General features: G+C 45.1%; 22 protein-coding genes. 18 read left to right on the forward strand and 4 right to left on the reverse strand.

The genetic code is table 11. The features are described from left to right. Positions 1 to 65 precede the first annotated feature (65 nt). The 14 genes from nrdR to ACYFDN_RS17870 all read left to right on the forward strand — a co-directional run bounded on the left by nrdR (position 66) and on the right by ACYFDN_RS17870 (position 13589). Positions 66 to 515 (forward strand): transcriptional regulator NrdR, encoded by a 450-nt coding sequence (gene nrdR, locus ACYFDN_RS17805; RefSeq protein WP_016402688.1) that lies wholly within the window; start codon positions 66 to 68, stop codon positions 513 to 515. Beyond that, positions 516 to 1649, forward strand: a complete 1134-nt coding sequence (ribD, locus tag ACYFDN_RS17810) for a bifunctional diaminohydroxyphosphoribosylaminopyrimidine deaminase/5-amino-6-(5-phosphoribosylamino)uracil reductase RibD (protein ID WP_483512169.1) — start codon at positions 516 to 518, stop codon at positions 1647 to 1649. Continuing rightward, the gene (locus tag ACYFDN_RS17815) at positions 1649 to 2305 is read left to right on the forward strand and encodes a riboflavin synthase (protein WP_016402690.1); all 657 of its coding nucleotides are present in this window, start codon (positions 1649 to 1651) and stop codon (positions 2303 to 2305) included. The genes ribD and ACYFDN_RS17815 overlap by 1 nt, the downstream gene beginning before the upstream one ends. 64 nt (positions 2306 to 2369) lie before the next feature. Continuing rightward, positions 2370 to 3482: a bifunctional 3,4-dihydroxy-2-butanone-4-phosphate synthase/GTP cyclohydrolase II gene (gene ribBA / locus ACYFDN_RS17820; RefSeq protein ID WP_483512171.1), complete on the forward strand. Its 1113-nt coding sequence runs from the start codon at positions 2370 to 2372 to the stop codon at positions 3480 to 3482. Between the two features lie 103 nt (positions 3483 to 3585). Further along, the gene (gene ribH, locus ACYFDN_RS17825; protein WP_016402692.1) at positions 3586 to 4056 is read left to right on the forward strand and encodes a 6,7-dimethyl-8-ribityllumazine synthase; all 471 of its coding nucleotides are present in this window, start codon (positions 3586 to 3588) and stop codon (positions 4054 to 4056) included. Positions 4057 to 4071: 15 nt separating this feature from the next. Next, positions 4072 to 4488 carry a transcription antitermination factor NusB gene (gene nusB, locus ACYFDN_RS17830; protein ID WP_016402693.1) on the forward strand — a complete coding sequence of 139 codons (417 nt, stop codon included), beginning with the start codon at positions 4072 to 4074 and terminating at the stop codon, positions 4486 to 4488. A gap of 4 nt (positions 4489 to 4492) precedes the next feature. Next, complete coding sequence (gene thiL / locus ACYFDN_RS17835; RefSeq protein ID WP_483512173.1) at positions 4493 to 5470, forward strand: thiamine-phosphate kinase; 978 nt, start codon at positions 4493 to 4495, stop codon at positions 5468 to 5470. Between the two features lie 24 nt (positions 5471 to 5494). Further along, a complete protein-coding gene (locus ACYFDN_RS17840; RefSeq protein ID WP_483512174.1) occupies positions 5495 to 5974 on the forward strand; it encodes a phosphatidylglycerophosphatase A family protein in 480 nt (159 codons plus the stop codon). Positions 5975 to 6364: 390 nt separating this feature from the next. After that, positions 6365 to 7954, forward strand: coding sequence for an ABC transporter substrate-binding protein (locus ACYFDN_RS17845; protein WP_152781802.1), 1590 nt, complete (start codon positions 6365 to 6367; stop codon positions 7952 to 7954). 58 nt (positions 7955 to 8012) lie between these two features. Then, entirely contained in the window at positions 8013 to 9023 is a 1011-nt protein-coding gene (locus ACYFDN_RS17850) for an ABC transporter permease subunit (protein WP_016402697.1), read from the forward strand. A 13-nt stretch (positions 9024 to 9036) separates the two neighbouring features. Further along, positions 9037 to 9939 carry a dipeptide ABC transporter permease DppC gene (gene dppC / locus ACYFDN_RS17855; RefSeq protein WP_483512175.1) on the forward strand — a complete coding sequence of 301 codons (903 nt, stop codon included), beginning with the start codon at positions 9037 to 9039 and terminating at the stop codon, positions 9937 to 9939. 10 nt (positions 9940 to 9949) lie between these two features. Further along, complete coding sequence (dppD, locus tag ACYFDN_RS17860) at positions 9950 to 10930, forward strand: dipeptide ABC transporter ATP-binding protein (protein ID WP_483512177.1); 981 nt, start codon at positions 9950 to 9952, stop codon at positions 10928 to 10930. Beyond that, complete coding sequence (locus tag ACYFDN_RS17865) at positions 10927 to 11961, forward strand: peptide ABC transporter ATP-binding protein (protein WP_483512178.1); 1035 nt, start codon at positions 10927 to 10929, stop codon at positions 11959 to 11961. The genes dppD and ACYFDN_RS17865 overlap by 4 nt, the downstream gene beginning before the upstream one ends. A 98-nt stretch (positions 11962 to 12059) precedes the next feature. Continuing rightward, positions 12060 to 13589, forward strand: a complete 1530-nt coding sequence (locus ACYFDN_RS17870) for an ABC transporter substrate-binding protein (RefSeq protein WP_483512180.1) — start codon at positions 12060 to 12062, stop codon at positions 13587 to 13589. 4 nt (positions 13590 to 13593) lie between these two features. Here ACYFDN_RS17870 and dxs read toward each other — a convergent pair whose 3' ends face one another. Genes dxs through ACYFDN_RS17885 form a run of 3 tightly spaced genes read right to left on the reverse strand, consistent with a single transcriptional unit; the run spans position 13594 to position 16626 of the window. Next, entirely contained in the window at positions 13594 to 15462 is a 1869-nt protein-coding gene (dxs, locus tag ACYFDN_RS17875) for a 1-deoxy-D-xylulose-5-phosphate synthase (protein WP_016402702.1), read from the reverse strand. A gap of 34 nt (positions 15463 to 15496) precedes the next feature. After that, complete coding sequence (gene ispA / locus ACYFDN_RS17880; protein WP_483512181.1) at positions 15497 to 16384, reverse strand: (2E,6E)-farnesyl diphosphate synthase; 888 nt, start codon at positions 16382 to 16384, stop codon at positions 15497 to 15499. Beyond that, positions 16381 to 16626 (reverse strand): exodeoxyribonuclease VII small subunit, encoded by a 246-nt coding sequence (locus tag ACYFDN_RS17885; protein ID WP_483512182.1) that lies wholly within the window; start codon positions 16624 to 16626, stop codon positions 16381 to 16383. The genes ispA and ACYFDN_RS17885 overlap by 4 nt, the downstream gene beginning before the upstream one ends. A gap of 223 nt (positions 16627 to 16849) precedes the next feature. Between ACYFDN_RS17885 and pomA the strand changes: the two genes are divergently transcribed. The 4 genes from pomA to ACYFDN_RS17905 all read left to right on the forward strand — a co-directional run bounded on the left by pomA (position 16850) and on the right by ACYFDN_RS17905 (position 20866). Beyond that, positions 16850 to 17614 (forward strand): flagellar motor protein PomA, encoded by a 765-nt coding sequence (gene pomA, locus ACYFDN_RS17890; RefSeq protein WP_221074381.1) that lies wholly within the window; start codon positions 16850 to 16852, stop codon positions 17612 to 17614. Between the two features lie 10 nt (positions 17615 to 17624). Beyond that, on the forward strand, positions 17625 to 18542 hold the full coding sequence (locus ACYFDN_RS17895; RefSeq protein WP_040307387.1) for a flagellar motor protein MotB: 918 nt from the start codon (positions 17625 to 17627) through the stop codon (positions 18540 to 18542). Between the two features lie 158 nt (positions 18543 to 18700). Beyond that, positions 18701 to 20164, forward strand: a complete 1464-nt coding sequence (thiI, locus tag ACYFDN_RS17900; RefSeq protein ID WP_483512183.1) for a tRNA uracil 4-sulfurtransferase ThiI — start codon at positions 18701 to 18703, stop codon at positions 20162 to 20164. A gap of 198 nt (positions 20165 to 20362) precedes the next feature. After that, the gene (locus tag ACYFDN_RS17905; protein ID WP_016402708.1) at positions 20363 to 20866 is read left to right on the forward strand and encodes a glycine cleavage system transcriptional repressor; all 504 of its coding nucleotides are present in this window, start codon (positions 20363 to 20365) and stop codon (positions 20864 to 20866) included. A 70-nt stretch (positions 20867 to 20936) separates the two neighbouring features. On the opposite strand, the gene ACYFDN_RS17910 is transcribed toward ACYFDN_RS17905, so the two are convergent. Continuing rightward, positions 20937 to 21341 carry a CBS domain-containing protein gene (locus ACYFDN_RS17910; protein ID WP_016402709.1) on the reverse strand — a complete coding sequence of 135 codons (405 nt, stop codon included), beginning with the start codon at positions 21339 to 21341 and terminating at the stop codon, positions 20937 to 20939. Positions 21342 to 21439: the final 98 nt, after the last annotated feature.

Here is a 21439-nt window from a genome sequence, read left to right on the forward strand (position 1 = left end):
AGCTAACCTGTACCTCTGACGGTTTAGCAGATAAAATTGCCGGATACTCGAATAAGGGATCGCCCATGCATTGTCCATTTTGTTCTGCTCATGAAACCAAGGTTATTGACTCGCGTTTGGTTGCCGATGGCCACCAAGTAAGAAGGCGTCGTGAATGCTTAGAATGCCATGAGCGCTTCACTTCTTTTGAAGTGGCCGAGTTGGTAATGCCGCGGGTGATTAAAGGCAATGGCATTAGAGAGCCTTTTAACGAAGAGAAAATGCGTGCTGGTATGATGCGTGCGTTGGAAAAACGCCCAGTAAGCGTTGACCAAGTAGAGCAAGCGGTCAACAAAATTAAGTCGCAGCTGCGGGCGACTGGCGAACGTGAAGTTGCCACTAAGTTCATTGGCAAGATTGTTATGGAACAGTTGATTGGCCTAGATAAAGTGGCCTACGTGCGTTTTGCTTCGGTTTATCATTCCTTTGAAGATATCAAAGAATTTAGTGACGAAATTGCTAAGTTGGAAAAGTAAGTGAGTTTTAGCGTTCAAGATTGCCAGTTTATGGCAAAAGCCATTGCTCTCGCTAAGCGCGGAAGATATACCACTGCACCCAATCCAAATGTGGGCTGTGTGTTGGTAAAAGATGGTCAGATTATTGGTGAAGGTTTTCACCGTAAAGCCGGTGAAGGGCACGCCGAAGTGAATGCAGCAGCGGATGCCAAGCAACGCGGTTTTAGCCTCTTAGGAGCGACTTGTTATGTCACCCTTGAGCCCTGCAGCCATGTAGGCAGAACGCCCGCTTGCGCCACCATGTTAGTTGAGCAACAAGTGGCCGAAGTAGTGATTGCTATGGTTGACCCTAATCCACAGGTTGCTGGGCGCGGGATTAAGCACCTTGAAGAGGCTGGCATTAAAGTTCGTACCGGTCTAATGGAGCATTCTGCGCGTGCGCTTAACCCCGGATTTTTGAGCCGTGTTGAGCGTAAACGTCCTTTTGTTCGCTTGAAACTTGCTGGTTCTATCGACGCTAAAACAGCCTTAGCCAATGGCGAAAGCAAATGGATTACCTCGGCTCATTCTCGCTGCGACGTGCAACGAGAGCGGGCCGCTAGCCATGCTATTTTGTCCACCGCTACCACGGTTATTCGCGATAATGCCAGCCTAAATGTGAGATTTAATGAGCTCGGTAGCCTTGCAGAGCAACTTGATGAAACACTGCTGCGTCAGCCATTGCGGGTGGTTATTGACCGTAAACAACGCTTAGCAGAAGCAGCTCAAGACCTTAATATTTATAAAAATAGTGAGTCTTTGTGGTTGGCTGGCCATCAAGCACAAACGCAACTGCCAGCCGCAAAACAGCTGGTGATTGAAGACACGCCAAACTTTTTGCCGCAATTAATGCAGCAGCTAGCTGAAGCAGAAGTTAATGATATTTGGGTTGAAGCAGGAGCTAATTTTGCTGCAGCCCTGATTCAAGCCAACTTGGTTGATCAGCTTATTTGTTACCAAGCCGGTTTATTGATGGGAGCCGATGCTCACAGTTTAGTGGGGCTTGAGGGCTATCAGTCGATGAGTGCGTTAAATTCTTGGCAATGCCTTGAAACTCGCCGAATTGGCCCCGACATTAAAACTATCTGGATCCCGCAAGCACAGGGCACACATTAATGTTTACTGGAATAATTGAAGCCCTAGGCAAGATTTCTCGCATTGAAAAACGCAGCGGTGACGTACGATTAAACATCGCCAGCGCTGGTTTAGATATGTCGGATGTTAGGCTTGGCGATAGCATCGCGGTAAATGGTATATGTTTAACCGTGGTCGATTTTAGCAATGAGCACTTTTGCGCCGATGTATCTACCGAAACGTTAAGTTTAACTTCACTGGCTAAATGCAAACAAGGTGACAAAGTTAACCTTGAAAAAGCCATGCTCGCGACTAATCGCTTTGGTGGTCATATTGTCAGTGGTCATGTTGATGGCTTAGCAGAGGTAGTAAGCATTAGCCCCAGCGCACGTGCGATTAATATTTGGCTAAAGGTTCCTAATGATCTGGCGCGTTACATAGCCCATAAAGGATCAGTAACCGTAGATGGCATTAGCTTAACGGTGAACGAAGTACAGCAGCAACAGCTACGTTTAACCATTATTCCCCATACCGCCGAGCAAACAACCATTGGTGCTTGGTCGCCTGGGCAAAAAATTAACTTAGAAGTTGATGTTATCGCTCGCTATGTGGAGCGTTTAATCGGCTATGCTGATGAGAACACTAACGATTCAAAAATAAATACTGCATTTTTGGCGCAGCACGGCTTTATGAAATAGCTCGCCCAATCAAGATGCGCTAATAACAATAAATACTATCCCCAAAGGTAAGAAAGGTTTTGCTATGTCACTAAGCAGTATCGAAGAAATTATTGAAGATTTACGCCATGGAAAAATGGTGGTGCTAATGGATGATGAAGATCGAGAGAATGAAGGCGATCTCATCATGGCAGCCGATATGGTAACACCAGAGGCCATTAACTTTATGGCTACCTATGGGCGTGGATTGATTTGTTTACCCATGACTAAACAGCGCTGTCAGCAACTAAAGTTGCCGCTGATGGTAGATGTAAATACCGAGCAGTTTGCTACTAATTTCACGGTATCTATTGAAGCATCGCAAGGCGTGACTACCGGAATTTCTGCAGCAGATCGCTCGCGCACTGTGCAAGCAGCCGTTGCCCGTGATGCTAAGCCTAGTGACATTGTTATGCCTGGGCATATCTTTCCGCTAATGGCGCAAGAAGGTGGGGTACTTACTCGCGCTGGACATACTGAAGCAGGAACTGATTTGGCAAGGTTAGCTGGTCGAGAACCAGCAGCTGTGATTGTTGAGATCCTTAATCAAGACGGCACCATGGCGCGTCGCCCAGATCTTGAGGTGTTTTGTAAAGAACACGGGTTAAAGATGGGCACTATCGCCGATCTTATCGAATACCGTAATAACAACGAAACCACTATTGAGCGAGTCGCAGAATGTAAAATGCCTAGCCGCCACGGTGATTTCAAGCTGATTACCTACCGCGATACCATCGATGAAAAAGTTCACTTTGTTATGCAAGCCGGTGAGATAAAAGAAGATGAAGCCACGCTGGTACGCGTGCACTTGCACAATACCTTTAGTGATTTATTAGGCAGTGACCGGGCTGGAAAGATGAGCTGGCCGCTGGATAAAGCGCTAGAAAAAATTGCTCAAGAAAATGGCGTTCTGGTGCTACTTAGTACCGATGATAAGGCTGATAATTTGATTGAGCAGGTTAAAGCCTTTGCTTTGCAAGATCGCGGTGAGACTCCAGCCCAAAAGCAAGCGCACAGTGCTTCACGTACTGTTGGAGTAGGCTCTCAGATTTTGGCCGACCTAGGTGTAAGCAAAATGCGTTTATTAAGTTCACCTAAGCGGTATCACGCATTATCTGGCTTCGGTTTGGAAGTGGTTGAGTATATCGACCAAGAATAATCTGAGTTTTAGTGAGAAATTATTTTATTAAGGGCCTAGCAGATTAGTTGTGCTAGAATAGCGCGATTTTTTTGATGGACTCAAAGAAAAGGCAGAATTAAGTATGAAAGTAATTGAAGCAAATTTAGCTACACCAAACGCTAAAGTGGCTATTGTTATCGCTCGTTTTAACAGCTTTATTAACGAGAGCTTGTTATCTGGTGCTGTGGATACGCTAACTCGTCAAGGTGGTATTAGCGATGACAACATTACCGTTGTTCGTGTACCGGGCGCAGTAGAAATTCCACTGGCTGCTAAACGCATTGCAGCAAGCAAAAAGTACGATGCTATTATTGCTTTAGGTACGGTAATTCGTGGTGGCACTTACCACTTTGAATTAGTGGCTAACGAATGCCACAAAGGTTTAGCTCAAGTTATGATGGAATTTGATATTCCAGTAACTTTTGGCGTGCTTACTACTGAGTCTATCGAGCAAGCGATTGAACGCGCTGGCACTAAAATGGGTAATAAAGGTACCGAAGCTGCCCTAAGCGCTTTGGAAATGATCAATTTAGTTGATCAGATAGAAGTTTAATTTGAGGAATTCTCTGTGAAACCAGCTGCACGTCGTAAAGCTAGGCAATTTGCTACTCAAGCAATTTATCAATGGCAGGTGACCAAGGACAGCGTTGCTAACATCGAACATCAGTTCTTAACCGAACAAGACATGAGTAAGGCCGATGTTCCGTATTTTTCTACTCTGCTGACTGGCGTAGTAGCAAACAGCGAAAAGTTAGATGAAGCGATGAGCTCTTCGCTTTCTCGTAAGTTAGAAGAATTAGATATTGTTGAACACGCAATTTTGTTGATTGGTGTTTACGAGCTATTAATGGTGAGCGATGTGCCACCTAAAGTTGTAATTAACGAAGCGATTGAATTAGCTAAGTCATTTGCCGCTGAAGATAGCCACAAGTTTGTTAATGGCGTGCTAGATAAAGTACTACGTTTACAGCAGTTTAAGTCTTAGTTGCATGTCTTCTCAGCCTCCTTTGGGTGAATTTGATATCATCGAAAAGTTCTTCCAGCGCAGTGCTTCACGCCCCGATGTTTTATTGGGTGTCGGTGATGATGCAGCGCTGGTAACTGTTCCCGAGAATAACCAAATTGCTATTTCTACCGACACCTTGGTAGAAGGCGTACACTTTTTCTCAGATATCCCACCTCGTGCGCTTGGTCATAAAGCGCTTGCTGTTAATTTAAGTGACATGGCAGCCATGGGGGCAGAGCCGCGCTGGGTGACCTTAGCGATCACTTTGCCGGACATTGACGAAGCGTGGTTAGCCCAGTTCAGCAAAGGCTTTTATGACTTAGCTGAATACTTCAATGTCGCCTTAATTGGTGGAGACACCACCAAAGGCCCTTTAAGTATTACCGTGACGGTTCATGGCGTAGTACCTGAAGGTAAAGCCTTGCGCAGAGACGGAGCCAAGCCTGGTGACTGGGTATATGTTACTGGCAATATTGGTGACTCTGGTCTTGCACTGGCGCATCTTCAAGACAAAATCAGCTTAAACCCTCAACAGTTAGAGCTAAGCCTAAAACAGCATTATTACCCGCAACCTCGAGTGCTTGCTGGCTATGGTTTGCGTGATATAGCCTCTGCAACCATTGATATCTCAGACGGTTTATACAACGATTTACAGCATATCCTCAGAAAGAGTCATTGCTCGGCGGTACTAAACCTAGATAGCCTGCCACTTTCAGAGACCATGAATGAAGCCGTTGGTGTAGATCAAAGTATTGCTTTAGCACTAAATGGTGGCGAAGATTACGAGCTATGCTTTACTGTGCCTGAATCTAATAAAGGCTCAGTCGATACTTCTTTATCCTTTAGCGGAATACAGTTTACTTGTATCGGGCAGTTAGCGCCTGGCCATGGCGAGATAAAGCTAAAATATCAAGATAAACCTTATCAAATCGAACCCACTGGGTGGGATCACTTCAACTAATCCTAGCGAGTAGCGAGAACTGCAATGGATAAAGCTTTAGCCAAATTAAGCTTACGTAACCCTTTACACTTATGCGCACTTGGCTTAGGTAGTGGCTTAGCCCCCAAAGCACCGGGTACTTTTGGTACCATAGCTGCCATTCCTTTGTATTTACTGCTAACGCCATTACCTGTTTGGGCCTACGTGGCAGTACTACTGGTAAGCTTTGTTTTTGGTGTTTGGTGCTGTCAAAAAGCGAGTGATGCGATGGGTGTGCATGATCATGGGGCGATTGTGTGGGATGAGTTTGTTGGCTACTGGATTACCATGTTCATGGTGCCGCTATCTCCCCTTAATGTGCTACTCGGTTTTATACTATTTCGCTTTTTTGATGTTTTGAAGCCTTGGCCCATCAAAATTTTGGACAAAAAAGTGCACGGTGGCTTTGGTATAATGATAGATGACGTATTAGCCGGTGTGTTTGCAGCTATTTCTTTGCAAGTTGTGCTGTTTGTCCTCGCTTAACTGAGCATTCTCTCTGCTTGCCAAATTTGTTCTCCCCTAAATTTAGTTAAATCTGCTTATGCAAACCTTGCATAAGCTTATTCTTTATTGCATAAATATGACATTATATCGAATCCTTAATCACTATCACTGCCTTCTGTGATTTTTGGATTATAAAATCCTGTTTATGCTATTTACAGTGGCAGATAAAAATACTAATTTATTACGGGCAAAAAGCGGATCAGGCTTGATTAAGTCTTGCTCAGTTCACAATTGTTGTTTGAATAGCGACATTTGCTAGTGCAGGGTCTAGATTTATCAAGAACAATAATTATTAGTCTATTCGCAAACACACCGGAAATGCAGCCATAACGGTTGCATACATGACAAGATGTCACACGGAGAATCATAATGAAGAAAGGATTGGCGAAGCTGTCACTTGCACTTGTAGCTAGTGCGGTAGCTGTGGGCGTTCAAGCGCAAACATTTGTCTTCTGTTCAGAAGGCAGTCCAGAAGGTTTTAACCCAAGTTTATATACAGCAGGAACCACTTTTGATGCGTCTTCTAAGACCATCTTTAACCGTTTGGTTGAATTTGAAGTAGGTACAACCAATGTTGTTCCAGGGTTGGCAGAGTCTTGGGATGTTTCTGAAGATGGCCTAGAGTACACCTTTCATTTACGCAAAGGCGTAAAGTTTCACAGTCAGAAAAAAGGTTTCAAACCTTCTCGCGAATTTAATGCTGACGACGTAGTGTTCACGTTTGAACGCCAAGATGACCCTGAGCATCCTTACCATAAAGTATCGGGTGGTTCTTACGAGTACTACAGCGGTATGGGTATGAACGACTTGGTTAAAGAGATCGTTAAAGTTGACGATTACACGGTTAAGTTTGTACTAAGCAAGCCTGAAGCTCCGTTTATTGCAAACATGGCGATGGACTTTGCATCTATCTTCTCTGCTGAGCAAGCTGATGCGATGTTAGCTGCCGGTACACCAGAGAAACTAGACTTAGACCCTGTAGGTACTGGTCCTTTCCAAAAAGTACAATACCAAAAAGATTCAATTATTCGCTACGTAGGTAATGCTGATTATTGGCAAGGCGCGCCTAAGATTGACCGTTTGGTATTCTCTATTACACCAGACGCATCAGTACGTTACGCCAAGCTTAAAGCTGGCGAGTGTCACGTAATGCCTTATCCAAACCCAGCTGATGTTGAGCAAATGCAAAAAGATGCTGACATCAACCTAATGAGCCAAGAAGGCTTAAACGTAGGTTACTTGGCATTTAATACCCAAAAAGCACCATTTGATAACGTTAAAGTTCGCCAAGCACTTAGCCTAGCGGTTAACAAGCAAGCGATTATTGATGCGGTATTCCAGGGTAGTGGTAAAATTGCTAAAAACCCAATCCCACCAACAATGTGGTCTTACAACGAAGATACCGTTGATTACCCTTACGATCCGGTTAAAGCAAAAGCCTTATTGGCCGAAGCTGGTGTGACCGATCTTAAGACTAACATTTGGGCAATGCCAGTACAGCGTCCTTACAACCCTAACGCACGTCGTATGGCGGAAGTGATTCAAGCTGACTGGGCAAAAGTAGGCGTACAAGCTGAAATCGTTAGTTACGAATGGGGTGAATACCTTAAGCGTTCTAAGCAAGGTGAGCACGATACCGTGTTACTTGGTTGGACCGGTGACAATGGTGACCCAGATAACTTCCTAAGCGTATTACTAGGCTGTGATGCTGTTGGTGGTGGTAACCGTGCTATGTGGTGTCATAAGCCATTTAACGACGTAATCACTAAAGCTAAACAGATTTCTGTTCAAGCTGAACGTGCACCACTGTACGAAGAAGCACAGTTAATCTTTAAAGAACAAGCTCCGTGGGTAACTATTGCTCACTCAGTGGCTTACAAGCCAGTTCGTAAAGAAGTTCAAGGCTTTAAGATTGATCCATTAGGTGGTCACCACTTCTATGGCGTGTCGCTAAAATAAATATACTTAAGGGGCTGGCAACAGCCCCTTTCCTTCCTTCAGACACAGAGCTGTAGTTATGTTCCAGTTTATTATAAAAAAATTGATGTTGGTGATACCCACCTTCATCGGCATTACTCTTTTAACCTTTACTTTGATTCGCTTGATTCCTGGCGACCCAATAGAAGTAATGGCAGGTGAAAGGGGCGTGTCTCCTGAACGTCACGCAGCCTTGCGTGCCGAGTTGGGCTTAGACCAACCCTTGTTGGTCCAATACTTTGATTATGTGAAGAATATTGCGAGTGGCGATCTTGGACGTTCATTAATCACCAAGACGCCTGTAACCGAAGAATTTATGACCTTGTTTCCTGCCACTGTAGAGTTGGCTACCTGCGCAGCAATCTTTGCGATATTAGTAGGCTTGCCCTGCGGGATTATTGCTGCTGTGAAACGGGGTTCCTTATTTGACCACTCGGTCATGACCTTTTCTCTCACCGGCTATTCCATGCCCATATTCTGGTGGGCCTTGCTGTTAATGCTGGTGTTCTCAGTGAACTTGGGGATAACCCCCGTGTCCGGGCGGCTCGATGTGACCTTCTGGATAGATGAGGTCACCGGTTTTATGTTGATTGACACGCTGCTCTCCGACGAAGACGGCGCATTTCTATCTGCACTACATCACCTAGTTTTGCCAAGTATCGTATTGGGCACCATTCCAATGGCTGTAATCGCCCGTATGACCCGCTCATCAATGCTTGAAGTATTAGGCGAAGACTACATTCGTACCGCTCGCTCAAAAGGCATGGCGCCAATGCGAGTAATTGTAGTGCACGCGTTGCGTAACGCTCTTATTCCAGTAATTACAGTAATTGGTTTGCAGGTGGGCATTTTGTTATCGGGTGCGATTCTTACCGAGACAATTTTTGCTTGGCCGGGCATTGGTAAATGGTTGATTGAATCGATTGGCCGACGCGACTACCCAGTTGTACAAGGGGGCATTCTGATCGTGGCTACCATTATTATTGTGGTGAATTTGATTGTCGATATTCTTTACGGCGTGGTAAACCCACGGATCCGTCACGGCAAATAAGGAGGAGTGTATTATGTCTGAACAAACAACGACTCCAGCCACCACTGGACCACAAGTACAAACGCCGTTACAAGAATTTTGGGGCTACTTTAGTCAAAATACCGGGGCTGTCATTGGCTTGGTATTCATCGCAACAATGATTGTGGTGGCTTTGCTGGCAAATGTGATTGCGCCGCATTCTCCCATCGAACAATATCGTGATGCCTTGCTGCTACCACCGTTTTGGGTAGAGGGGGGTACCACCGCTCACCTTTTGGGAACTGACGATGTTGGTCGCGATATCTTGTCGCGTCTAATTCATGGTGCGCAACTATCATTGTTTATTGGTTGCTTAGTGGTAACGCTGTCCTTAGGTATTGGCGTTATTTTGGGGCTAATTGCTGGATTTTTCCGCGGCTATGTTGAAACCATCATCATGCGCGCGGTAGACATTATGTTGGCCATGCCAAGCTTGTTATTGGCAATTGCAATTGTGGCTATCTTAGGTCCAAGCATTTTTAATGCAGCTATGGCAATTGCCATTGTATCTATGCCGCACTATGTGCGTTTAACCCGCGCATCAACCATCGCAGAGTTGAACAAAGATTACGTGATTTCTTCACGGGTTGCTGGTGCTGGCTCACTGCGTTTAATGTTTATTACAATTCTACCTAACTGTACTGCACCGCTTATCGTGCAGGCTACTTTGGGCTTCTCTAACGCTATTTTGGATATGGCTGCACTGGGCTTCCTAGGTTTAGGTGCTCAACCGCCAACACCAGAGTGGGGAAGCATGCTGGCCGATGCCTTGCAGTTTGTACAACGTGCTTGGTGGGTAGTTACCTTCCCAGGCTTAGTGATTCTGTTAACGGTATTAGCCTTTAACTTAATGGGCGATGGTTTACGTGATGCCCTTGATCCCAAGTTGAAGCAGTAGGAGAAGCCTTGTGTCTTTATTAGAAGTGAATAACCTTACTGTTGAGTTTGGTGATGGAGATAATCCATTTCGTGCGGTGGACCAAGTAGGTTACAGCGTAGAAAAGGGTGAAATTGTAGGTATTGTTGGCGAATCTGGCTCGGGCAAGAGTGTTAGTTCTTTGTCCATCATGGGTTTGATTGACTACCCGGGAAAAGTGACTGCCGACACCCTTAATTTTGAAGGGCAAGATCTACTGGCCATGCCAGAGGATAAACGTCGCGCGATTACCGGTGCTGAGATCGCGATGATTTTCCAAGAGCCAATGTCGAGCTTAAACCCGTGTTATACCGTTGAATACCAAATTAGCGAAGCCCTTAAAATTCATCAAAGCGGTGACAAAAAGTGGCGTCGTAAACGGGTAATCGAGTTACTTGAGCAAGTAGGTATTCCAGATCCCGAATCGCGCTTAAAAACCTATCCGCATCAGTTGTCGGGTGGTATGAGCCAGCGGGTGATGATTGCCATGGCGATAGCCTGCGATCCAAAACTGTTGATCGCCGATGAACCAACCACCGCTTTGGATGTAACCATTCAAGCGCAAATCGTTGATTTGTTGTTGGATCTACAAAAACAGAAAAACATGGGCTTGGTGCTGATTACTCACGATTTAGCATTAGTGGCTGAGTCTGCTCACCGTGTGATTGTGATGTACGCAGGACAAGTGGTAGAAACCGGACCAGCTGAAGAGATTTTCTCAACGCCGAAACATCCTTATACCCAAGCCTTGCTCCGTTCACTGCCTGAATCATCGGCAGGTAAAGAGCGTTTAGACGCACTACCTGGTGTGGTGCCTGGTGCGTTTGACCGACCAGTTGGTTGCTTGTTAAACCCGCGTTGCCCTTATGCCACCGAGCGTTGTCAAAACGAACAGCCTGCAATGCAGGGAGAAGGAATGCGTCAAGTGCGATGCTTTACACCACTGGATGAAAGCGGGAGACCAAGCGCATGAGTGATAGCATTATGAAAGCAGCGGCTTTAGATGCTGCTCCAGTAGAAGAAATTACGCAAGAATCGGTATTAGCGGTAAACGGGGTCAAGAAGCATTACCACGTAAAAGCCGGTATGTTTAAACCAGACGCCACTGTAAAAGCCTTAGATGGTGTGAGCTTTAAGTTAGAGAAGGGTAAAACGCTAGCAGTGGTTGGTGAGTCAGGTTGCGGTAAGTCGACTTTAGCTCGGGTACTAACCATGATCGAAACGCCCACTGCTGGTGAGCTTTGCTTTGACGGCAAAGATATTCTTAGCTTAGGTAAAGATGCCGCTAAAGCCTTGCGTCAAAAAATCCAAATCATCTTCCAAAACCCTTATGGTTCGCTGAATCCGCGCAAAAAAGTAGGGACCATTCTCGAAGAACCTTTGGTGATTAACAGTGATATGAGCAAGGCCGAGCGAAAGCAAAAAGCTTTAGCTATGTTAGCCAAAGTGGGCTTACGCCCTGAGCATTACGATCGTTACCCACACATGTTCTCTGGTGGTCAGCGTCAACGTATCGCTATTGCACGCGGTTTAATGCTTGACCCTAAGGTTGTAGTAGCCGATGAGCCCGTATCGGCGCTAGACGTGTCTGTGCAGGCGCAGGTGCTAAACCTGATGATGGATTTACAAGATGAGATGGGCTTAAGCTATATCTTCATTTCGCATGATTTATCAGTAGTTGAGCACATTGCAGATGAAGTGATGGTGATGTATTTAGGCAAGGCGGTAGAATATGCTTCTTGTGAGGAGCTGTTTGCTAATCCCAAGCATCCTTATACTCAAGCGCTGTTATCAAGTACGCCACGTTTAGACCCTAGTCATCGCCGCGAGAAAATTAAGCTAGAAGGTGAACTGCCTTCGCCACTTAATCCACCTAAAGGCTGTGCTTTTCACGCACGTTGTCGTTATGCCAATGAGCGATGCAATAAAGAGCAGCCAAGTTTGGTAAGCGAAGCTAATGCGCAAGTTGCGTGTTTTGCTCGAGAAGAAGGGCGAATCGCTTAACTTGCACGCTATCCAATCAAAAAGCGGGCTTGTCCCGCTTTTTTTATTGCGTCATCACGTGTAAGTTAGCAGCATTAATCGTTTTAAGGTTCAAGACGTTGGCGTTGTTAGCAAAGTTGAAAATCAAATCCCTGCCTATTACTTTGTTGTTGCTTGTAAGCCTTGGCGCTTGGCAACAAGCTAAGGCCAATACTCTGGTTTGGGGAACCGCTTTTCACGCCGAGCCACAGCAACTTGTTGATGAACTGGATGCCAATAGTAATTTTATTAATCACTTGTTGTTCGACCCCTTATTTTTACTTGATCAACAAGGGCGTATTGCGCCACGCTTAATCACCAAGTGGAAAATTATTTCTCCCACACAGATTCAGTTTGAATTACGCAGTGGCGTAGTGTTTCACTCTGGTAATACACTCACTGCCGAAGACGTAGAGTGGACCTTCCAACAACTTTCTCAGCAAGCTCATTTACATGCGTTGTTTGCACCTATTAAGAGCTTAAAGGCGCTTAATACCCTGCAATTCGAAGTTCGTACTTATCGGCCTTTTTCTGAGTTGATTCAACGTTTGAGTTTTATTTTTCCAGCAGATAAGCAGTTTTACACCGCTGAAGAAAACACCAATTCACCTTTTGCTGTATCGGGTACTGGCCCTTTTAAAGTGAGCCGTTATGTGCCGGGCATTGTTACCGAATTTGAAATTCATTCAAGCTACTGGCGTACTAATCGTAGCAATGTACAACGGATTAAAGTGGTGCCGATTAAACAAGCTGAAATGCGCATGGCTAGCTTGTTTTCTCGCGATGTTGATATCGTAGATCACGTGCCAGAGAACTACGTAGAGTTGCTCAACAAAGATAAGCAATTGTCGGTGATACAAACTGAAGGGTTAAAGTGGTTAGCTATTGAATTAAACCAGCGTAACCCAGCCTTAGACAATCGTAGAGTCCGCCAAGCGCTAAACTTAGCCATAGATAATATTCGTTTAGCCGAGGTGCTAGGGCCTTATGCTTTGGCTTCTACTCAGCTAAGCATACCAGGGCAAGCCGGTTACAATGCCGAGCTGTTGCCGCGTTATAACTTGTTATTGGCACATCAATTGTTACAACAAGCGGGTTACGAAAAAGGTTTTAAACTAACCATGGCTGTACCTGAGTCATTATTTGGTGACCAATCTAAAGTGGTTTCACAGTTGGTGTCGATGTTGGATCGGGTGAATATTGCTTTGCACCCGCAATGGTTAAGTGATCAAGACTACCAGTTGGCAGTGGATAGTTGTTCAAGTGACTTAGTGTTAACACGTAGGCAGGGAGATGCGGGCAATGTGTTGTCTATTGCGCGGGCGATGTTTCTCAGTGAGGGGGAACCAATTACCGATGAGGGTGGACCTTGTAAAGCCTACCAAAATGATAAAATTAGCCAACTTATTCTGGCCGGCGAGCAAGAGCTAGATGAGGAGAAACGCGCTAAAATTATTCAGTACTTAGAGCAGCAAATCTATCAGGAAGCAGTATTTGTTCCCTTATACTGGCAGCGAAAAATTTGGGCCTTGAACCAGCGGATTGATATAAAGAATATGAATCGGGCTAGTCCATTCCCATTGTTTGAGCAGCTACAGGTACTCGATTAGTCGCTTAAGCTTGGCAAAAACGTTCAATTTTTTGTTGAATGCCTTTGCTATCTAAACCGAGTAAGTCATAAATTTGTTCTTGGCTACCTTGTTCAACAAAATTATCGGGTAAGCCAATGTTTAGTACTTTTACTTGGTTAAGCTGCTGAGCAAATAAGAATTCGTTTACTGCAGAGCCTGCGCCGCCTTGTATTGCATTTTCTTCTACTGTCACTAATACATCATGCTCGGCAACCAGGGCTTTAATGCACGCTTCGTCTAAGGGCTTAACAAAGCGCATATCAACCAAGGTTGCATCTAGCTGCTCGGCCACTGGCGCGGCTTTGCACAGTAAACTACCAAAGTTAAGAATGGCGATTTTCTTGCCTTCTCTTATGACCCGAGCTTTACCAATTTCCATAGCGGTCATTTCGCTATTTACCGGTGTATTATCGGCACCACCACGCGGGTAGCGCACCGCTGCTGGGCCTTGGTGCAAGTGGCCGGTGTAGAGCATCTGCCTACATTCGTCTTCGTTAGCTGGTGCCATAATCACTAAGTTAGGCACGGTGCGTAGGTAGCTTAAATCAAAAGCACCTTGGTGAGTTGGGCCATCGGCCCCAACAATGCCAGCACGGTCAATGGCAAACAAAACCGGTAAATTTTGAATCGCTACATCGTGAATTAGTTGATCATAGGCGCGCTGTAAAAAGGTACTGTAAATCGCAACAACCGGTTGGTAACCGGCAATTGCTAAGCCTGCAGCAAAGGTTACAGCATGCTGCTCGGCAATGGCCACATCAAAGTATTGTTCTGGAAACTCTTTAGAAAAGCGCACCATGCCTGAACCTTCACGCATGGCAGGTGTAATTCCCATCAGCTTTTTATCTTTGGCTGCCATGTCGCATAACCAGTCACCAAAAACTTTAGAAAATGTAGGGGCTGCGCCTTTGCTTTTAGGCAAGTTGTCTTGGCTAGGGTCAAATTTAGGCACCCCGTGATAGCCAATTGGATCTTGCTCTGCGGGTAGGTAACCTTTACCTTTTTTGGTCATTACATGCAGAATTTGCGGGCCTTTTAAGTCGCGCATATTGCTTAAGGTGCGCACCAAGCCTTTCACATCATGGCCATCAATTGGGCCAATGTAATTAAATCCAAACTCTTCAAATAAGGTACCCGGCACTACCATGCCTTTAAGGTGTTCTTCCGCTCTGCGAGCGAGCTCTTTAATCGGTGGCATGCCACTCAGTACTTTTTTGCCGCCTTCACGTAGCGACGAGTACAAAGAGCCAGAAAGAATATTGGCTAAAGAATTATTCAGTGCGCCAACATTCTCAGAAATCGACATCTCGTTGTCATTAAGAATCACTAACATGTCGTTATGAATAGCACCAGCATGGTTTAGTGCTTCAAAAGCCATGCCTGCGGTCATTGCGCCATCACCAATTACAGCAACCACTTTACGGCCTTGCTGTTCTTTTTCAGCCGCAATAGCCATACCTAAGGCGGCACCAATAGAAGTGCTTGAATGGCCTACGCTGAGCACATCGTATTCACTTTCGCCGCGCCATGGGAAAGGGTGCAAGCCTTTAAATTGGCGAATGGTCGACATTTTTTCACGGCGACCAGTTAAAATTTTGTGCGGATAAGCTTGGTGGCCTACGTCCCAAACCAGTTTATCGAACGGGGTGTTATATACGTAATGCAAGGCTACCGTTAGCTCAACAGCACCTAAACCTGATGCTAAATGGCCACTCGATTGGCTGACACTGTTAAGAAGGTATTGGCGAAGTTCGTCACACAGCTCAGGTAGCTGTTGTTGCTCAAGCTGGCGAAGTTGCGGAGGCAAGTCAGCCAGAGCAAGTGTAGGGTAATCTTTAATATTCAGTGTCATATAAAATGCTTATCATTATTCTTATTGTTGACGACTAGTTGTTTCGATGTACGACATAATCAGCTAATAAGGCTAGCAACTCACTATTGTAAGGCAAACTCTCTAAGGCTTGAAGCGCTTCTTTACCTAGGTTTTCAGCTTTTTCTATGGCGCCTTCAAGGCCCAGTAAACTCGGGTAAGTGCTCTTATTTAGGGCCTGATCTGAGCCCTGTGGTTTACCTAAAGTGTCGGTATCACTAATTATATCTAAAATGTCATCACGAACTTGAAAGGCTAAGCCTAACGCATCTGCATAACGAGCTAAAGCCTGCTGCTCATTTGCTTGTTCAATCTTGCCACAAACAGCGCCTAACATTACCGCTGCTTTGATAATGGCACCGGTTTTGTGTTGGTGCACTCTTTCTAGTTGCTCTAGGCTAACCTGTTGGTTGGTTGCCGCAATATCTAATGCTTGACCACCGCACATGCCGTTATAACCAGCCGCTTGGCTTAGTATTTTAAGCATGGCCACCTTTTGTGCATCGCTGGCCGGTGCTTCAGCAATTAAGCTAAAGGCGAGGCTTTGTAAGGCGTCGCCCGCTAGTATTGCGGTGGCTTCATCATAAGCAATATGGCAAGTAGGCTGGCCACGGCGCAGCTCATCATCATCCATGGCGGGTAAATCATCATGAATCAACGAATAGGCGTGAATGCACTCTACAGCCGCCGCTGCAGCATTAAGTATGTCTTTGGGCGCATTGTTTAATTGCCCAACCAAATAAACTAACAGCGGTCGTACTCGCTTACCGCCTAGCAATAGGCCGTGACGCATGGCTGCTAGTAGTTTGGGATCATTAACAACTTGATAGGTTAAAACACTGTCTAAATGGGTGTTTATTTGGGATTGGTAGTCAGCAATGGTGCTAGCTAAACTAGAATTCACTCAGAAGGCTCCTGCACTAAAGGTTCTAGTGAATCGCCATTTGGCCCTTGGCGAAGTATCTCAACTTGCTGTTGAGCCTGCTGCAACTTAGCTTGGCCAGCATTGGCTAAACTGATGCCGCGTTCAAATTGCTTAAGAGAATCTTCGAGGCTTAGCTCACCTTGTTCAAGCAGCTGAACAATGTCTTCAAGTTCATTTAAGGTTTCTTCAAACTTCATCTTTTCTGGTTTTTTTGCAACCATGCTAGAGCCTCTATCAAGCGTATTCTGGCGCAAAGTTACCTTAGCCGTATGGGTAGGTCAAACTTGCGACTCAAGTATTTTAATATTGGCCGATAAATATAGAAGAGCTTGGTAGGTCAAGATATTGAAATGAGAACACAAAATTACCTTCGATTCTGTTTTGCGAGTAGACTAGTATTAGTTTAATTAGAATCTCTAGGCTACAGGTTAAAAGGAAAAAGCAGTGGATTTAGCAACGCTGATTGGGATTATCGGCGCCTTCGCCTTTGTTGTTATGGCGATGGTGATGGGTGGCGGAATTGAGATTTTTATCGACATTCCCTCGGTACTAATTGTTTTTTGTGGCTCCTTGTTTGTTGTATTGATGAAATACAACCTAGGTCAGTTTTTGGGAGCGATTAAAATTGCGGCTAAGGCTTTTATGTTTAAAGCAGACAAGCCCGACGATCTTATCGAACGCTCTGTAGAAATGGCTGACGCAGCCCGTAAAGGCGGCTTTTTGGCGCTAGAAGAAGCCGAGATCACCAACCCCTTTATGCAAAAAGGTATCGATATGCTGGTGGATGGCCATGATGCCGACGTCGTGCGCGCCACCATGGAAAAGGATATCTTGCTTACCTCCGAGCGCCATGAATTTGGAGCCGGTATTTTTAAAGCCTTAGGTGATGTAGCACCAGCCATGGGAATGATTGGTACCCTGATTGGCCTGGTAGCTATGTTATCTAACATGGATGACCCAAAGTCTATTGGTCCAGCTATGGCGGTAGCCTTGTTAACGACTTTGTATGGAGCCATTCTTGCCAACATGGTGGCCATTCCTATTAGCGAAAAACTGCTATTGCGTGCGGGTGAAGAAAAGCTTAACCGTAGTTTGATTCTGGATGCTGTATTGGGTATTCAAGATGGCCAGAACCCGCGAGTGATTGAGGGTGTTTTGAAAAACTACTTGCCAGAAGGCAAACGCTCACTAGGCACAACAGACGAGTAGGTAGCGCAGTATGGAAGAACCTTGCAAGTGCCCCCCCGAAGGACTACCCGCATGGATGGGCACCTTCGCCGATCTCATGTCTCTGTTGATGTGCTTCTTTGTATTGCTGTTGGCTTTCTCGGAAATGGACGTACTAAAGTTTAAGCAAATTGCCGGTTCAATGAAGTATGCTTTTGGTGTGCAAAACCTACTGGAAGTAAAAGACATTCCAAAAGGAACCTCGGTAATTGCGCAAGAGTTTAGGCCGGGCCGCCCTGAGCCAACACCTATCGAAACCATCATGCAGCAAACCATTGATATGACTCAGGCCAAGCTTGAGTTTCATGATGGCGAAGAAGCCGATGCTGGTGGTCAGCAAAAAGCTGCTGGCCAGCAAACCGGTGGCCGAGCCTCAGCAACTCAAGCTCAGTCTTCACAAAGCCAATCCGAAACCCAAGCGCAACAAAATGAAACTGCTAAACGAATCGCCCAGCAGCTGCGTGACCAAATTGAAGATGGCGCCATTGAAGTGGAGTCGCTTGGTCAGCAAATTATTATTCGGGTGCGAGAGAAGGGCGCTTTCCCTTCAGGATCTGCCTTTTTACAACCTAAGTTTCGCCCGGTTATTCGCCGTGTGGGTGAGGTGATTAAAGACATTCCTGGTATTGTCACCGTGTCTGGCCATACCGATAACCAGCAAGCAGAGTCAGAGTTGTACCGCTCAAACTGGGATTTATCTAGTCAGCGTGCTGTGTCGGTGGCTCATGAGCTCATTAAAGTGCGTGGTTTTGCCGAAGAGCGCTTAATCGTGAGCGGATTAGCGGATACTCAACCCTTAATGAAAAATAATACTATCGAAAACCGCCGCCGTAACCGCCGCGTAGAAATCGGCATTATGCAAGGTAAGGCCTCTCAATCTGGTGAGATAGCCGTTTCTGGAGAAGAGTAAACCAGCCAACTCGCTTAGCCGAGCTAAGCGAGTTTTGTATTTTCTCAATTTGTACTTTCCCCAAAATTCCTGCCAAGGCGAGCTAAACTAAACAATATTGGCTCGCTGCCTTAACTCGCGGTATAATTCGCGCCCAAATTTATCAAGGCCCTTGAGTTATGAAGTTCATCGTTAAACTATTTCCAGAAATTGCCATGAAGAGTAAGCCGGTGCGTAAGCGCTTCAGTAAAATTCTTCAAAGTAATATTCGCAATGTAATTAGTCCAATCGATGAAACTATTCGAGTGCGTTTAGATTGGGATCGCATGGTTGTTACTTCGCGTAACGACAGCGAAGAGAACCGCGAAGCGGTGATTCAAGCGCTTTCTTCTACGCCGGGTATCGTGCACTTCTTGGAAGTGAAACAACATAGCTATACCGATTTACACAGTATTTATGAGTTAACTTTTGACGCTTGGAAAGATCGCTTAAAAGACAAAACCTTTTGTGTGCGGGTTAAGCGCAGTGGCAAACACGATTTCTCATCTATTGAAGTAGAGCGGTATGTTGGTGGTGGTTTAAACCAACATTGTGAGAGTAATGGTGTTCGTTTAAAAAATCCTGATGTTACGGTGAAAATCGAAATCGCCGACGACGTGATGTATTTGGTGCAAGAGAAGCACCCAGGTTTAGGCGGTTTCCCTATCGCAACACAAGAAAGTGTATTGTCGCTAATTTCCGGTGGTTTTGACTCAGGTGTGTCGAGTTATCAACTCATCAAACGTGGCGCAAAAGTACACTACTGTTTCTTTAATTTAGGTGGTCGCGCTCATGAGCTAGGCGTTAAGCAGGTTGCTCACCACCTCTGGAAGCGCTTTGGTTCGTCGCATCGGGTTAAGTTTGTTGCGGTAGACTTTGATCCAGTGGTGAACGAGATACTTGAAAAAGTAGACAACGGCCAAATGGGCGTAGTTCTCAAGCGTATGATGGTGCGAGCAGCATCTAAAGTAGCTCAGCATCTAGATATTCCCGCATTGGTAACCGGTGAAGCGGTAGGTCAAGTGTCTAGCCAAACCTTGGTTAACTTAAGCATGATTGACCGAGTGTCAGAAACCTTGATTCTTCGACCGCTAATTGCCACCGATAAACAAGATATTATTGATACGGCTAAGCATATTGGTACCAACGATTTTGCTGAAACCATGCCAGAGTACTGCGGTGTTATTTCTAACAAGCCAACGGTAAAAGCGGTTGAGTCTAAGTTACTGGCCGAAGAAGAAAACTTCGATTTTACGATTTTGGATAAGGTAGTAGAAGAGTGCCGCATTACCGATATTCGTGATGTGACCAAAGAAGCCGACGAGCAAGTAACCGAAGTGCTTAGCGAAGAAGAGCTAGCACGAGATAAAGAAGCGGTTGTTTTAGATATTCGCTCCATAGAAGAACAAGAGCAACAGCCTTTTAGCTTAGAAGAAGTGGAAGTAAAGCATATCCCATTCTTTAAGTTAGCTACTCAGTTTGGCGATTTAGACCAATCTAAGCATTACATGCTGTATTGTGACCGTGGGGTCATGAGCAAATTACAAGCTTTGTATTTACAAGATGCTGGTTTTAAAAATGTCGGTGTTTATAGCAACAAATAAGCATGAAATAGAGCCGACGATAGTCGGCTTTTTTATTGGGCTGGCAAAGCAAACTCATTAAAAAATAGGCATTTTTCTGCCCACTTAGCATTTTTACAAGCTTTTACTGTTAACCCGCTCAAATCCTGCGTCTCGTCACACCCTTTGCCGCTGGGTGGTATAAACTTAAACTAGGTTTTAGCATAAAGGGGTAGATGTATGAGCGATCTATTTTTAGTTACTGCCACCGGTGAGGATAAGCCGGGTACACTAAATCGCTTGGCCGATATCACCCACTCTCATCAAGGAAAGTGGTTAAGTAGTCGGGTTGTAAATTTGGATGGTCAAGTGGCTTGTATCTTCAAAGTGCAGGTTCCGCAAAAAAATACTCAGGCCTTGCAGCAAGCCTTGCTAGCGGTAGATGACTTACACCTAAGCATTAACGGCTGCAAACCTGCCCACTTATCTCAAAGTGAATCATTAAGTTTGGTTATTGATGCAGAAGATCGCCCCGGCCTCATTAACGATATTACGCGTTTGCTAGTCGGGCATGGCGTTAATGTTAACAAGCTTGAATGCCATAGAATGAGCGTACCTGAAGCTGGGGGGAGTGTATTTACCGCCGAGCTTGATCTAATGGTGCCAGACAGTGAGAACACTGCTGGAATTATTGCCGAGATAGAAGGTTTGCAATCTCAAATGGTGGTTAATCAAGTTCACTAATCGGTAGGTTACCAAGAGCAAAAAAGGGCAGCTTAACTGCCCTTTTTAGTGAGTAAAGACAGTGAACTAGTTATTTGAGATTAAATTCTTTCACTGCATTAAGAATGCTTCGAATACTGTATTGACCAATAAATTTGCCATTTTGCACCACTGGCATTCTACGACGTTTTTCTTTAATCAATTTTTCTGCAACAGCAAGAATATCCATGTCGGTGCCAATAATATCTACTTCTTCACTCATGTAATCAGCGACTGAACCACCAATCTCCCCATGATAAGTGCCTTTTAAAATGGCCTGTAAGCAGTCAATTTCAGAAATAACACCAACTACTTCACGTCGCTCGTTGATGACGGTCGCGCCAGAAACCTTGGCGGTAATCATGATATCAATCGCTTCAAATAGAGAGTTTGAAGGGGTAACCGTAACCGGATTTTTGGTCATGTAGTCAATTGCTCGAATAGAGGTTAACGGCATGCTTTCTTCCTTAAAATTGCAGGGTTTCTTTAAGATATGAATAAAAAAAATGCTTTTTGTCCAGTTGTTTGTATAAAAAACTGGTGCGACTTAAAAAA

This window comes from Agarivorans sp. D1326, assembly GCF_056958115.1.